At 64.5% G+C, this 14221-nt stretch carries 15 protein-coding genes; 12 read left to right on the top strand and 3 right to left on the bottom strand.

Features of this window, described 5'->3' with window-relative positions; all coding sequences use genetic code 11:
- The first annotated feature begins 8 nt into the window (after positions 1-8).
- Positions 9-575 carry a pyridoxamine 5'-phosphate oxidase family protein gene (locus tag JOF40_RS16555; protein WP_129183537.1) on the top strand — a complete coding sequence of 189 codons (567 nt, stop codon included), beginning with the start codon at positions 9-11 and terminating at the stop codon, positions 573-575.
- A gap of 251 nt (positions 576-826) precedes the next feature.
- Entirely contained in the window at positions 827-1870 is a 1044-nt protein-coding gene (locus JOF40_RS16550) for a TerC family protein (RefSeq protein WP_129183539.1), read from the top strand.
- Positions 1871-1987: 117 nt separating this feature from the next.
- Here JOF40_RS16550 and JOF40_RS16545 read toward each other — a convergent pair whose 3' ends face one another.
- Entirely contained in the window at positions 1988-3439 is a 1452-nt protein-coding gene (locus JOF40_RS16545; protein ID WP_129183541.1) for an APC family permease, read from the bottom strand.
- A gap of 138 nt (positions 3440-3577) precedes the next feature.
- On the opposite strand from JOF40_RS16545, the gene JOF40_RS16540 reads away from it, so the two are divergent.
- Together JOF40_RS16540 and JOF40_RS16535 are read left to right on the top strand one after the other, a co-directional pair.
- Complete coding sequence (locus tag JOF40_RS16540; protein WP_188111861.1) at positions 3578-4816, top strand: cytochrome P450; 1239 nt, start codon at positions 3578-3580, stop codon at positions 4814-4816.
- A gap of 2 nt (positions 4817-4818) precedes the next feature.
- Complete coding sequence (locus JOF40_RS16535) at positions 4819-5805, top strand: hypothetical protein (protein ID WP_129183545.1); 987 nt, start codon at positions 4819-4821, stop codon at positions 5803-5805.
- A 3-nt stretch (positions 5806-5808) separates the two neighbouring features.
- Here the strand turns inward: JOF40_RS16535 and JOF40_RS16530 are convergent, their stop codons facing one another.
- Positions 5809-6225, bottom strand: a complete 417-nt coding sequence (locus JOF40_RS16530; protein ID WP_129183547.1) for a hypothetical protein — start codon at positions 6223-6225, stop codon at positions 5809-5811.
- 74 nt (positions 6226-6299) lie between these two features.
- Here JOF40_RS16530 and JOF40_RS16525 point away from each other — a divergent pair, with 74 nt between their 5' ends.
- Entirely contained in the window at positions 6300-6602 is a 303-nt protein-coding gene (locus JOF40_RS16525) for a hypothetical protein (RefSeq protein WP_129183549.1), read from the top strand.
- Between the two features lie 32 nt (positions 6603-6634).
- Positions 6635-6916 (top strand): hypothetical protein, encoded by a 282-nt coding sequence (locus JOF40_RS16520; protein ID WP_129183551.1) that lies wholly within the window; start codon positions 6635-6637, stop codon positions 6914-6916.
- 75 nt (positions 6917-6991) lie between these two features.
- Here JOF40_RS16520 and JOF40_RS16515 read toward each other — a convergent pair whose 3' ends face one another.
- On the bottom strand, positions 6992-7408 hold the full coding sequence (locus JOF40_RS16515; protein ID WP_188111869.1) for a YkvA family protein: 417 nt from the start codon (positions 7406-7408) through the stop codon (positions 6992-6994).
- Between the two features lie 173 nt (positions 7409-7581).
- Between JOF40_RS16515 and JOF40_RS16510 the strand changes: the two genes are divergently transcribed.
- The 6 genes from JOF40_RS16510 to JOF40_RS16485 all read left to right on the top strand — a co-directional run bounded on the left by JOF40_RS16510 (position 7582) and on the right by JOF40_RS16485 (position 13999).
- On the top strand, positions 7582-9153 hold the full coding sequence (locus JOF40_RS16510; protein WP_129183555.1) for a recombinase family protein: 1572 nt from the start codon (positions 7582-7584) through the stop codon (positions 9151-9153).
- Between the two features lie 180 nt (positions 9154-9333).
- Positions 9334-10695 (top strand): hypothetical protein, encoded by a 1362-nt coding sequence (locus JOF40_RS16505; RefSeq protein ID WP_129183557.1) that lies wholly within the window; start codon positions 9334-9336, stop codon positions 10693-10695.
- An 87-nt stretch (positions 10696-10782) separates the two neighbouring features.
- Positions 10783-11436: a hypothetical protein gene (locus tag JOF40_RS16500; RefSeq protein ID WP_129183559.1), complete on the top strand. Its 654-nt coding sequence runs from the start codon at positions 10783-10785 to the stop codon at positions 11434-11436.
- A 20-nt stretch (positions 11437-11456) separates the two neighbouring features.
- Positions 11457-12914, top strand: coding sequence for a DUF433 domain-containing protein (locus JOF40_RS16495; RefSeq protein ID WP_129183561.1), 1458 nt, complete (start codon positions 11457-11459; stop codon positions 12912-12914).
- A complete protein-coding gene (locus JOF40_RS16490; protein ID WP_129183563.1) occupies positions 12911-13261 on the top strand; it encodes a hypothetical protein in 351 nt (116 codons plus the stop codon). Before JOF40_RS16495 ends, JOF40_RS16490 begins: the two co-directional genes overlap by 4 nt.
- A gap of 87 nt (positions 13262-13348) precedes the next feature.
- Complete coding sequence (locus JOF40_RS16485) at positions 13349-13999, top strand: hypothetical protein (RefSeq protein WP_129183565.1); 651 nt, start codon at positions 13349-13351, stop codon at positions 13997-13999.
- Positions 14000-14221: the final 222 nt, after the last annotated feature.

Here is a 14221-nt window from a genome sequence, read left to right as displayed (position 1 = left end):
TCCGACGCATGGGCAAGGTCCACTCCTCGATCGACGACCGGCTGCGCGAGTTCATCGAGCGGCAGGCGGTCTTCTTCGTCGCCACCGCGCCACTGGCCGGTGGTCACGTCAACGTGTCGCCCAAGGGGCTGGCCGACACGTTCGTCGTCGTCGACGACCGCACCGTGGCCTACCTCGACCTGACGGCGAGCGGTGCCGAGACGATCGCCCACGTGCGGGAGCCGGGCAACGGCCGCATCACGATCATGTTCTGCTCGTTCGACCGCACGCCCAACGTCGTGCGGCTCCACGGGACGGGGCGGGTCGTCAGCAGGTACGACGACGGGTTCGCCGCATGGGCTGCCAGGTTCCCCGACAACCCGGCCGCCCGCGCAGTCATCGTGGTCGACGTCGAGCGGGTGTCCGACTCGTGCGGCTATGCGCTGCCGCTGATGACGCTCGACGACGAGCGTGACCTGTTGTCGCCCAACATGCAGCGACGCGGGCCCGAGGGCATCGCCGACTACCGGCGGGCCAAGAACCGCACCAGCATCGACGGGCTGCCGGCCTTCGATGACGACGGGCCTGCGGCGTAGGGCCGGCCACGACGAGACATCTGCCGGCACCCGTCGGCGGCCGTGAGGCGCCACTCACGTCGAGCGGGCGGCCTTCGATGAGGCAGTTTCGCGCTCTGCCTGCAAGAATGTGCGACGGAGGGGAGTATTCCCTGATCGCAACGCCGTCATCACGGTGACTCCCAGCAGTCACCCGGTCTTGCGGGCCGCTCGACACATCAGTCGACGCGGCGGAAGAGACCTCCGGCCTATCGAAGACCGGAGGAACTCTCTTGAACGTATCCACCACCGAATGGGCGATCACCATCGGCGTGACGCTCGCGGTGCTGCTGTTCGACATCCTGATCGTCGCTCGTCGTCCGCACGAGCCGTCGATGAAGGAGTGCGCGACCTACCTGAGCGTCTACGTCGGTCTCGCGATCGCCTTCGGCATCTGGGTCTCGGTCTACCACAACGACTCGACGATCAAGGACGGCGACTTCGGTCTGCAGTTCTTCGCCGGATGGTTGACGGAGTACAGCCTGTCGATCGACAACCTGTTCATCTTCATCATCATCATGGCCAGCTTCAAGGTGCCGCGTAAGTACCAGCAGGAAGCCCTGATGGTGGGCATCGTCATCGCCCTCATCTTCCGCGGGATCTTCATCGCGCTGGGTGCCGTGGCCATCGAGCAGGTCTCGTGGATCTTCTACATCTTCGGAGCGTTCCTGCTCTACACGGGCTACAACCTCATGAAGGACACCGATCACGACGACGACGGCGAGAACGCGGTCGTGCGCATGGCGCGCAAGCGCTTCACGGTGTCGGAGCAGTGGGACGGCCTCAAGCTCTTCGTCCACGAGAACGGCAAGCGCGCCATCACGCCGATGTTCCTCGTGATCATCGCGCTCGGCACGACCGACCTGCTGTTCGCGCTCGACTCGATCCCCGCGATCTACGGCCTCACCAAGGAGCCCTACCTGGTCTTCACGGCCAATGTGTTCGCCCTGATGGGTCTGCGTCAGCTGTACTTCCTGCTGGGTGGTCTGCTCAAGAAGCTCATCTACCTGTCGCAGGGCCTCGCGATCCTGCTGGGCTTCATCGGCGTCAAGCTGATCCTGCACGCGCTGCACGAGAACGAGCTGCCGTTCATCAACGGCGGCGAGCACGTCAAGGTCTACGAGATCCCGACGCTGCTGAGCCTCGGCGTCATCGTCGGCATCCTCAGCATCACCGCGATCGTCAGCCTGACGGTGTCGAGCCGGCGCGAGAAGGCCGGTCTCAACCCCGACGGCACGCCCAAGGTCGACAGCGGCGTCCAGGACGACAACGCCTGACACCCGCCCCACGACGACGGCCCGCCACCCCGAGAGGGGAGGCGGGCCGTCGTTCGTGCAGGGACATGCTCAGTCGGCGAACACCTCAGTCGGCGAACACCTCAGTCGGCGAGCGCATCACTCATTGAGTCGAGTGACGTCCTCGAAGCTGCTGTCGCCCTGCCCGGTCGCCTTGTTGATCGCGAACGTGATGGCCCACAGCGCCACGCCGATGACCATCAGGCCGCCGGCGATCTCGTACACGATCGAGTCGCGGTCGACCCACGGGCCGACGAGGAACAGGCACAGGAACGCGCCCACGTAGGGCAGCGGGCCGGGCGACGTGAAGAACGACTTGACGTGGTCGTGCTTCTTGCCGCGCAGCACCATGCACGCGATGTTGACGACCGCGAAGACGCACAGCAGCAGCAACGACGTCACGCTGGCCAGGTTGACGACGATGTCGCTGTCGGGATCCTGACGGACGTAGAAGATGAGGCCCAGCGCCATGGCGGTCGTGAACACGATGGCCGCCCACGGCGTCCGGCGTCCCGGCAGCACCGCCCCGAGCTGACGGGGGAGCACGTCCTGGCGAGCCATGCCGTAGATCAGGCGGCTCGCCATCAGCATGTTGATCAGGGCCGTGTTGGCCACCGCGAACACCGCGAGGAACGGGAAGATCTTGTCGATCGGGAAGTCGGGCGCGCCGACCGACACGACCGACAGCAGGGCACGTCCCTCCTCCTCGTTGATCGTCTTGATCTGGTCGGACGTCAGCACGCTGACCACCGACACGGCCACCAGCATGTAGAGGATCACCGCGATGCCGAGGCCCGTCAGCATCGTGCGCGGGAAGATCTTCTGCGGCTCCTCGACCTCCTCGACCATGTTGACGGCGTCCTCGAAGCCGACCATCGCGAAGAACGCGATCGACGTCGCGGCTGTCACGGCCAGGAACAAGCCCTTGTCGTTGGCGTCCTCGAAGACCGTGATGCGGCTGAGGTCGCCGTTGCCGTTGGCGATGACATAGAAGCCGACGCCGATGACGATCGCGAGCGCCGAGACCTCGACGATCGTGAGGACGACGTTGAACTTGACGCTCTCGCCGACGCCGCGCAGGTTGACCACGGCGAGCAGGATCATGAAGCCCATCGCGATCGCGGTGATGGTGCCGTCACTGACGCCGCCCTCGTCGATCCAGCCGTTGATCGCCAGGCCATCGGTGAAGAATCCCGCGAGCGTCGCGGACGCCGTCGAGGCGCTCGTGATGCCGGAGCAGACGACGGCGAAGGCGACGATGAACGTGATGAAGTGCACACCGAAGGCCTTGTGGGCGTACAGCGCCGCGCCGGCTGCCTGCGGGTACTTCGTGACGAGCTCGAGGTACGACAACGCCGTGATGGTGGCGACGATGAAGGCCACGAGGAACGGCAGCCAGACGATGCCGCCGACGCCTCCGGCCATCTGTCCCGTGACGGCGTAGACACCGGCACCCAGGATGTCGCCGACGATGAACAGCAGGAGGAGCCTCGGCCCCATGACCCGCTTCAGCTCGGCCGGCTGCTCTGGTCGTGCTCCGTCGTTGCTCATTCAGCCCCCTCGAAAGTGCGCGCCGGTGGGCGACGCTTTCGTCACACCCTGTACCGGCTGGCGTCAACCTGCAAGCGTGCCGTGTAGTTTCTTCACGTGGTCGACGTCAAGGGAAGAGTGCGCCGTTGGGTCGGGCGGATGCTCGTCAAGCGCATCCAGAAGAACGGCATCGACCTCAGCGCCCTGTCGTTCATCCCCGAGGAGACGAAGGTCCCCTTGCAACGCGAGGGGATGGACACCCTCCCGCAGATCGCAGACTGGCGCGCCACCGAGCCGATGCGCAAGCTCGAGCTGCCGTTCACGTTCACGGCCTACCTCGTGACGGGCCATGACGAGGCGCGCACGATCCTGACCGATCGCGACAGCTACAGCAACGACATCCGCCACCTGTTCCACGGCGACGGTCCGGCCACGGCCGACGACATCGGCGGCCTCGGGTTCACCGACCCGCCGCTGCACACGCGCCTGCGCAAGATCGTCACCCCTGAGTTCACGATGCGCCGGCTCGCCCGTCTCGAGCCCATGATCACCGAGTTCGTCGACGCACAGCTCGACGCCCTCGAGGCCGAGGGACCGGGGGCAGATCTCTGCACGGCGGTCGCCTTCCCGATCCCGTTCCAGACGATCTGCGCGCTGCTGGGCCTCGACTACGCCGACAGCCAGGCGTTCGCCAAGCTCGGCAGCGACCGCTTCGACGCGACCAACGGCGGTGCCGCTGCTTTCGGCGCGGTCTCCGACCAGCGCAAGTTCCTGTTCGAGGCCGTCGCCCGTCAGCGCAAGGAGCCCGGCCCGGGGCTGCTGGGCCAGATCATCCGCGACGAGGGCGACACGATCAGCGACTTCGACCTCGCTGGCCTGGCCGACGGGATCTTCACGGGTGGGTTCGAGACCACCGCGGGCATGATCGCGCTGGGCACGATCGTCCTGCTTCGCGACCCGGCCTATGCCGACCTCGTCCGCAACGGGACGCCCGAGGACGTCGACCGGGTCGTCGAGGAGCTGCTGCGCTACCTGTCGGTCGTGCAGGTCGCGTTCCCACGGTTCGCCCGGGCCGACATGGAGCTGTTCGGCCAGCAGATCAAGGCCGGCGACGTCATCCTGGCCTCGCTCTCGGGTGCCAACCGCGACCCGGAGACGGCCGGCGACCGGCCCGACGAGTTCGACCCGCTGCGCGTCCCGTCGTCGGGTCACCTCGCCTTCGGCCACGGCATCCACCGCTGCATCGGTGCCGAGCTGGCCCGCATGGAGCTGCGCATCGCGCTGCCGAAGCTGTTCCAGCGGTTCCCCGACCTGGCGCTGGCCAAGCCGCAGGAGGAGCTCACGTTCCGCCAGCTGTCGTTCGTCTACGGCGTCGACGAGCTCCCGGTCAGCTTCTGACCGTGGCGACCCCGCCCGCCGGCACGACCGAGCAGATCGAGGCGTGGTTCGACGACCACGGTCTGCCGTACTTCACGGGTGACCGGGCCGACACCGTCGAGGGCTGGCTGTCGAGCAAGCGGATCGTGGCCGTCATCGTGCTGATCGTGGGCGTCTCGGTCGCTGCGGGCTTCGCGGTCGGTGCCGCGTGGTCCGATCGCGGATCGCTCGGGACGGCTGTGGGCGTGCTGGTGTTCTTGGCCCTGCTGGGCCTGTTCGCCGGCAGGCTCCTGCGCATGGGGACGATGCTGCGCTGGGCCGTGCGGCGCACGTTCAGCTCGCTCGGCCTGATGTTCCCGCTGCTCACGCGGGCGCTGCCGCTGCTGCTGCTCGCCGTGACGTTCCTGTTCATCAACGCCGAGGTGTGGCAGGTCGCGGCGCTCATGCCGCGTCACGTCCTGTGGATCGCGGTCGCGTTCTTCGCCGCCATCGCGGCGGTGTTCCTGCTGGTGCGCCTGCCCGAGGAGGTGCGCGAGGTCGAGCGCGACGTCGTCGGACCGCGCGTCGCGGAGTGCTGCGCGGGCACGCCGGCCGAGGACGCCGCACGACAGGTGACGGCCGTGCCGCCCGACCTGCCGCGCTTCGCCCGGGCCAATCTCGTGCTGGTGCTGCTGTTCAACCAGGCGATCCAGGTGCTGCTGCTGAGCCTCGGGCTGTTCGCGTTCTTCGTCGTGTTCGGCTCGCTCACCATCCCCGACTCGACCGTCGAGGCATGGACGGGGCAGCCCGTCAGCGATCTGCCGTCGTCGCTCGGCCGGCTCGTGCCGGTCACGAACGACCTGTGGCAGGTGTCGGTGTTCCTGTCGGCGTTCGCTGGGCTCTACTTCACGGTCTACGCCGTCACAGACGAGACGTACCGCTCGCAGTTCTTCGCGGGGGTCTCGACCGAGCTCGAGCAGGCCGTCGCCGTCAACGCGGTGTACGTGTCGCTGAACCGCGAGTCGTCCTAGATGTCAGACCGGCGTGCCGGGGGACTGGTCGTCAGGATCGGACGCGCACTGCGTCAGCGTGATCTCCTTGTTGCGTGCGAAGTTCTTCGAGCTGAGCGCGGCCTCGGGATAGTCGGCGGGGGAGAGGTCGGCGTAGTACTCGACGGCGTCGAGCAGGGCGTCTGCCTCGGGCTCGGTGTTGACCTTGGCGTAGACCTTCGCGGGGATCTTGGCCTTCTCGAAGTGCTCGACCGTTCCTGCGTAGTCCTGGTCGTTGAACTCCGCGATGCCGGCGCGCACCTCGACGCAGGTGGCCTGGAAGGCCTCGGCGGCCGAGAGACTCGACGTCTTGGCGTCGGGCGCGTCCGACTCGCCATCTCCTCCGGTGCACGCGGACAGCGACAGGGCGAGAGTCGCTACGACCCCCGCGATGAGCTTCATGCCACCACGGTATGGGCTGGGCGACGATCCGCTACTCGAGACGGAGCGGGTCGTCGTGGGGCAGAATGCGTGCCATGAAGCGTCTCGTCCTCCTTGCCGTGCTGGCCGTCGCCGTCACCGTCGGGGCGGCAGTCCAGATCGCGTCGGACGGCGAGCCCGGGGACGCCCGCCGGGTCGCCGACGTGGCACCGTTCCCGCGCACGACCAAGCCACTGCCCGTCCCGGAGATGTCGATCCTCGAGGGGCCCTGGAAGGACGAGACGCCGGGCATCGTGCCGCGGTCCGCCCTGCCAGTCGTGCCGGACGGATTCGTGGAGCGGTGCACCGCCTGCGCGACGCCCCTGACCGCGACGCCCCTGACCCCGATACCCCACTAGAACACCTGTTCGATCGGGCGTATCCTGCGGGGGTGAATCCGAACGGCTCGATCAACGGGCGGCCGCTGGCCCCGGCCGATCCGTATGCGGTGCAGACGCCGCAAGCGCCGCCCGTCTATCACGTCTGGGTCAACCTCTCGAATCTCGCGACCCAGGCGTCCCAGGAGTACCCGGGCCTCGTGCTGGGGTGGCGTCGCACGTCCGACGGCTACGAGGCGCAGGTCGTCTACGTCATCCCGAGCCGCACGCAGCGCCACAGCGACGCCTCGCAGATCGCGTGGCTCCCGGCCACCAAGCTCAAGCCCCGCACCTGACCCCGAGATGTCGGCACTTGTCGACCCTTTTGGGTCGGAAACACAGCAACAAGTGCCGACATCTCGGGTGACGGGTCAGGTGCTGAGGCCGGCCAGGGTTCGCAGCGTCCGCAGGCCATCGGGCGTCCCGGGCCAGTGGCGGTCGAGCGCATCGGGTCCGGCCCGCCGGGTCACCGACCGCAGCACCCAGATCACCACCACGACGTCGTCGGCGTAGCCGACCACGGGGATGAAGTCCGGCACGAGGTCAACGGGCAGCGCCAGGTAGGCCACGAGCAGGACCACCCGGGCGCGAACCCCTGCGGGCAGGGACCTGTCAGCCGCGAGACGACGCAGCAGCCGCACGAGATCGGGCAGAAGACGCAGGGCGTCGCGCAGCCGCGCCGGGTCGTCGTGACGCCTGCCGAGCAGGTAGAACGTCACCACCAGCACGATCCACAGCACCCCGACCGCCACGATCGCGCCGACGACCACCTGCCACACGGGGCTCACGAGGGTCCTGTCACCATCCCCGCGCGCGCCACTCCGCGAGGTGCGGCCGCTCGGCACCCAGCGTGGTGTCATGCCCGTGAGAGCAAGACGAATCACTACCTATGGCTCGTCAGACGTACTGAATAGGTAGAAGAGCGCACCTAGCGCGACACCCAAACGGATACGAGGCAGGCATGAAGAGCAACATCAGAAACAGGCGGGCGGCCATCTACTGCCGCATCAGCAAGCACAACGACCGCGTACCCAAGGTGGAGGAGCAAGAGGCACTCTGCCGGAAAACCGCGAAGGCAGCAGGGTACGACGTCGTCGTGGTCTACGTGGACGACGGCATTAGCGCATCGAAGGGCCTCAACCGGCCCGGTTGGAACCAGATGCTCGCGGACGCACAGGCGGGGAAGTTCGACGTCCTCATGGCGCAGAGTGACGACCGCTTCACTCGCCAGACGATGGAGAAGGAGATGCTGGCCCTCACATGTGTCTCGGCGGCCGTGGACTGGCACACCGTCAACGAGGGGCTCATCAACCCGTCCACCGCTGAGGGCGGTCTCCGCTCGGGCCTCAGCACGCTGCTGGCGAACTACGAGACCCGTCGCAAGAGCGAGCGCCAGCGGCAGGCCAACGACGCCGTACGGGCCAAGGGCAGGCCGCTGGCGGGCGGCGACCGTCCCTTCGGCTACGAGGCCGACAAGGTCAACCGTAGGCCTGCTGAGGCCAACCTCGTTCGTCAGGCATACATCGATTACCTCAGCGGGGAGAAGACCCTCTCGCGCATCCGCACGGACTGGAATAACGACGGCGTGCTGACAACCCGAGGCAAGCCGTGGGACATCGCGAAGGTCGAGAAGGTGCTCCGCAGGCCCCGCAACATCCGGCGCGTGGTCAGCAGGGGCGAACTGTTGAAGCGGGATGACGGAAGGTTCGTCATCGGGCAGTGGAAGTCACTCATCGACATCAAGACCTACAACGCCGTCCAAGCCAAACTCGACAGCCCGAGCCGACGCCTGACCCGGCAGCACGTGCCCAAGTGGCTGATGTCCGGCCTCGCGACGTGCGGAGCATGCGGGGGACCGATGCGCGGATTCCAACGCACGAAGGAGAGCGCCTATCGGTGCGCCGTCCACGATGGGCAGGGCATCAAGGAGGAGGGCGTCCGGCACGTCAGCATCGTCACCCACGACCTCGACGCCCCAGTGGTCGAGTCGGTCGTCAGCGCCGTGATGCTGAGCCCGGAGGGTGCCGTTCCAGACCCCGACATCAAGGTCCTCCGCAACGCGTACCAGCGGCTGAGCAAGATCAGCGAGCAGCGGGCTCGCCTGCTAGACCTCATGGAGGACGACGAAGACGTGGCTGACATCCGCACCAAGCGCCGAGACCTCAAAGCCGAGGCTGACGACCTGCAGCAGACAATCCTCGACGTGCAGGCGCGTAACGCCCGCGCCGCCCTAATCACGGACGCCCAGCACGCTCTCTGGAGCCGCCAAAGGCGTACTGCCGACTTCATGGCTGGGGCTTCGATCTTCGAGGAGGCTGCCGAGGTCAAGGCCGGACTCCGGGCCCGCTTCGCAGCCCTCTCACTCGACCAACGGCGCTCGCTCGTGGCCGCCCTCCTTACGGTCACCGTGGAGAACGGCAGAGGTCGGGGAAGGGTGAAGATCGTGCACAAGGTCGCGCACGACCTCAGCGCGGAGAACCATGATGGACTTAATGAGCGCTCTGCCCTTCAACCTGCAGCCAGCGCCTCATGAACTAGCCGCTATAGAGCAAAGCTCGCCTCAAAGACATCATCGAGACGGGCTTTGCTGCGTTCAAGCAAAACTCGGAACCTGTCTGGCATTGCAGGATCGCCTAGTCCGTACTTGTGAGGTTTTACCCTCAACTGAGGGGACTTATCTGGAACGGCCCTGGACTAGCGGAACACTGGGCACATGGCAGAGCGAACTCTCAACAACCGGCAGGTCGAAGTACTGGAATGGATTGCCCAGGGGTGCCCCGACGGCGTAATGGAGGGCTACTCGCATAAGACGACCGCCGTGGCGCTGAAGGGTCGCCGCTTGATCCAGATCGAGAAGACCCGCGACTCGTGGGGCGCCACACTCACGGACGCAGGAACGTACTTTCTTGAGCACGGGGCGTACCCAGAGGGGCATTGGCCGACGTACGGACCGCCGCGCCCCGCTCGCCCGACGGCACCACCGAAAGCGCGCCCCGAACGTCGTGTCACAGCAGTCAGGCCGGTCGACCAACTCATTTCGGATGTCGTAGCCGCCGGTGGCGAACTGCAGATCAGCGGCCGGGAAGCCGCTAGGTACAAGTCGTTGGTGTCTTCTGCGACGAGGTTCGGGAAGGTGCCGGAGGGCAAGTTGCTCAAGGTCGAGTCGGGGCGGCGTTGGGAAGAGCAGTTCGTCAGGCTGACAGACAAGCCGGAGTGGATGACCGCTGTGCTCCAACCGATACGAGTGGCGGAGAAGTTGAGTAAGCCCCACCCGGCCATAAGTGACCTCAGGGACAGCGGGTTCAAGCCCAGATCAGATGTTCGATCTCGGACCTTTCGAATACTTGATGCAGTCGCCAGAGAGGCGGAGCGACGCGGTTACCGCGTAAAAGCGAGTGTTTGGCAGGGCGGAGAGCGTCGCTCGAAGGGCGTTCTTACTATTGAGATAGTCGGGCACGAGGGGTATCTGGACATCGATGAACTCGACGATCGTGTGCCCCACGTTGCGACTGCGACGGAACTTCGCGATGCCGAGCGCTACTCGTGGAAGAGAATCCCTACACATGATCTGGTGCCCTCGGGGAGGCTCCGTATCCGGGTTCTCAACGGATGGGCTGTTAGACAGGACGCGTTCTCCGACACCAAGACCATCGATCTAGTCGACCGCCTACCTCACGTACTGCAGGAGATAGAACTACGTGCGCACAATGCTGAACTGCGACGGATAGAGCAAGAGCGCCGAGCAGCCGAACGACGGGCCCAATGGGAGCGAGTCGTTGAGAAGGCGAAGCAAGCAGTGCGCGACGACGAACTCGGCAAGGTCTTGCGCGATCAGATCGACCGGTGGGAGCAGGCGAAGCAGATCGACGAGTACCTCGCTGCCATGACAGATCGAGTGGCCGACAGGTCTGACCAGGAGAGGTCAGATGTCGAAGCCTGGCTTGAGTGGGCCCGAAACTACCGCGCGCGCCTTGAACCACTGAGTGGCACGCTGAGGTTGCCCGCTGAGCGGGAGTTCACCGCGGCAGAACTCGCGCCAGTCATGCCGCGCGATTGGTCGCCGTACGGGCCGTGACCGTCGTGCTTGGCCGCGCCCCCAATCGCCGCCTTCTTTCGTGCGAGTCCGGCAGACGGACTCGTCGCCGTCCCTTACTGTCGAGATATGGTGAGACCCACACTGGATCCGGGGCAGGCGCGCCTGCTCCTGGAGAAGGTGCAGGCCGACAGTTCGCTGGCGCCGTCCCAGCGGCGTCGCGCGCGCCAACTGCGCACCGCTTCGACCAATCCTGAGATTGTTCTTGAGCGACTGCAGCGCCAGGCCATCGAGGTACTCCCTACCCTTGATCGGCGGCTGCCTGCGACCAGCCTCTGCCGAGCCGTGACAGCCGCTGCTTTCCGCACTTACCACGCAAAACCCGAGGTGAAGGAGGCGTTCCTGACGTCCTCCGACTTTGTCAGGTACGTAGAGTCGCAGGGAGATAAGGCTGGAACCCTGAGAGATTTTCTTCGCGATGACTCGGTTCTTTTCCCTTGGCAGCGCAGTTGGCTTGCTGAAGCCCACAAACTGAATGGTTTAGATGGTGCGGCCGTGTCGCAGGCGTTGGAACTCGAGAAGGATCCGCCCTTCGTCATCTTCCACTTCGAGGTGCAAGGGATGGTCGATAACGGGGTCCTGGTTCGGCGGCCGTGCAGTCTGGATAGTGTGCTGGGACCTAACTTGCAGTGGCGACCCACTGGCCTGGTCAGCGGTATCCAAGAGTTTGTTGACGGCGACGTACCCGTTGAAGCCTTGGCAGACTTGGAATGGAGGGCATAGTGATCACCCCAGAATTGGCCTTGACGAAGGCCTTCATGGACTTGTTCGTTGCCGAAGACATTTACGAGTCGCCTGATCTTACGCGTGAGTTCGCTGCTCTACTCATCGAGTTGGACGATGTGGAAGCACCTTTCGTCCCCCAAGCCTTGGCTTACGCTTCGCAGCCACTGGCTGTCGACATCAACCGCTGGAGGGCGCTGGGAGAACTTGCCGTCCAATTCGACATCTACGAGGTGGCTGCCTCACTGCTGGCTGGCTTCAAGCGATGGCAAGATCCGCACCAACTGGCCACGCTTGCCACCCTGACGTCGAATCCGAACGCGTCTCTTGAACTCCGTAGTCACGTTTCTCAGATGGTTGACGCCGGGGGTTTTCAGGACGCAATGACGCGGATAGTTCGGATTCGACTCAAAGAGTTGGAGCCGGCTAGCGATTTGGAGAGAACACTCGACGCTCAGTCGTGGCCTGGGAAGTATCGACCCCAGACCTTCTCGGCCGTGGCGCCTGTCGTGTACCTCAGCGACGTGGACGCTCCGCCAGACCAGTACTGGAAAGTTGCCGCGGCGCTTGTCGACTCCGGTGCGCGTATCCGGCGCGTCTCGAGCGATCTCAGTTCTCTCCGCGACCAAGCGTGGGCTTCCGCGAATTTTCCCGTTGTGGTTTGGGGAGGGTCCGGCCGTGCCCACTGGCGGAAGTTGACGGGGTTTGAGAACTTTCCTGCGGTGCAAGTGCCGCCCGATCTTAGGCAGACACTCGCACTCGCGCGGCTTGTAAACGACGTCGCTGCCGCGATGCCTTCAGGTGTTCTGCTTGACTCCCGCAGGGCGGCTTCTTTCTCCTCGACGGATGTCTTTTCTCCTGAACTTTTAGGGGAGGGAGCCTTTGATTCCGCCGAAATGATCTTCCTTGGTGGGGCTTCCCGCTCGATCCTGCAGAGGCTTGCGAAAGAGGCACTGCAGCCTGCAGGTGATCGCGCGCAACACCACTGGGCATTTGATCAACTCATTACGTTGCGTCTGATTCAGGTGTTCAAGTCGCGCAACAAGCACTTCCGCGGCCCCGCTCAGGACCTGACAAGGAGGCTCCACGACATTGCGGCAGCCTCGGAGGTGACGCAGGTGGCAATCGACGTTCACGGTCAGATGTACACCGACAAGGGAGATGGCTTTGAGAGCCTAGTTTCCGGTCAGCGTGCTCTAGACGGGGTCCTCCTCGTCGATGAGGCGTTAAAGTCCTTCAAGATCGGTGGCGGCATCGTGGTACCTGACCTGTTGCGACCGAGTCCCCGCACCGCTGTTGATCCGTCGGTCTTGGCTGGAACGCCAACAATTCGGGAACGTCGGGTGTCGGCACGATCGATTGCCGAGATCAACTTGCACGGGATTGATGTCCTGCGCTCTGCCTACCCCGAACTTGACCCGACCGAAATTGGTGAAGGCTTGCGGCTGGGGAATCAGATCCTCGCCGTCCGATCATGAGGCTGCTGGTTGATCAGGGCTTCCCCGCTTCTATCGCGCAGTCCGGGTCGATGAATGTCGAACTTCTGCGTTGGAACACCGCTGCAATCAGCGACGAAGAGTTGCTAAAAGAAGCCCAACTTCAGGCTTGGAGCGGTGTGGTTTTCCTAGGCACACGTTCGCTACTTTCATCATCTTTGCGGGACGACGCCGCGAACAGAAGACTCTGGCTGGCCGGAACAGTCACCACGAATCCGTTCGAAGCGATGAGATCGATCTCGAACAACATCGGGGCAATCGAACGAAGCGTGAAGTCCGGCGATGTTCACCTCATCTACGCGCGGGAAGTCCGACCGCTCGAGGACTGACACTAGTTCGATTGGATCGGGTATTCGCGCCACACCGACGCCCAATATGAGCGCGGACCTCGGCCGAACGGCACTATCGTTCACGCCATGGATGGCGATTGGTACACGACATGGGGCTTCTGGATTGGCGCTCTAGGGACAGTTCTGGGTGTAGTAGGCATCGGCTGGGGGGTGTACGAGCGGAACCATCCCAAGCGGTCGCGACTGGTTTGCCGCCTATCTGAGTCGGCATTGTTGAAAGATGTCGAAGTCAGCGATTCCCGCGATCAACTGCAGGTGATGCTTGGCAAGCACCTGATGCCCGACCCGTATCTTGTGCGATTCGACATCACGAATCTCGGGCCAGATGACCTTGGACCGGCATCCTTTGATGGGGGACACCTCCGCTTTGTTTCCCCTCCGCCAGTCCTGGAAGGGGCCCTTCTCGCGATGAGCCTCAAGACCTTGTCGATCGTTAGCAGCACCACCCCCGCGAGTATCGACTACCTAGCGAGCCAGAATGGCGGGCGACCGTCCGTCGCAATAGTGGTGGAGCCGTTCCTGCTGAAGGTCGATGAGACTGCGTCCGTGGCCGTAATCATCGCGGGGCAACCGAGTTTCGAAACTGAGCACCGCTTGGCCTCCTTTCGTGTGCAAGAACTTCGGGGCGACAGACCTGCCGATTTTGAGATGCGGGTCGAACTGCCTCTTCCGTTCTTGGGGAGCATGCCGGTCACGTGGACGCGAAGGAAGCGATAGAAACAGTTACTGGGTCCCGGCCGATTTCGATGGCGAGCAGAAGTACAGTCGCCGAGCCGTGTCGAACGAAAGGCGGCCGAAGTGAGTCGCTGATGAGCGGACGTTCGCTCTTGCGAGAGTCGAGATTGATCCTGAGAAGTCCGGCGTACAAGGCTGGGGATGTCGCAATTGCCAATCGCGGCCAGCCCACTATGTATACGCACGGTCCAGCCTTTACAGGAT

The organism is Aeromicrobium fastidiosum (assembly GCF_017876595.1).
Classification (GTDB): domain Bacteria; phylum Actinomycetota; class Actinomycetes; order Propionibacteriales; family Nocardioidaceae; genus Aeromicrobium; species Aeromicrobium fastidiosum.
The sequence above is the reverse complement of the archived record's forward strand: the minus strand, read 5'-3'. Positions and strand labels throughout refer to the sequence as shown.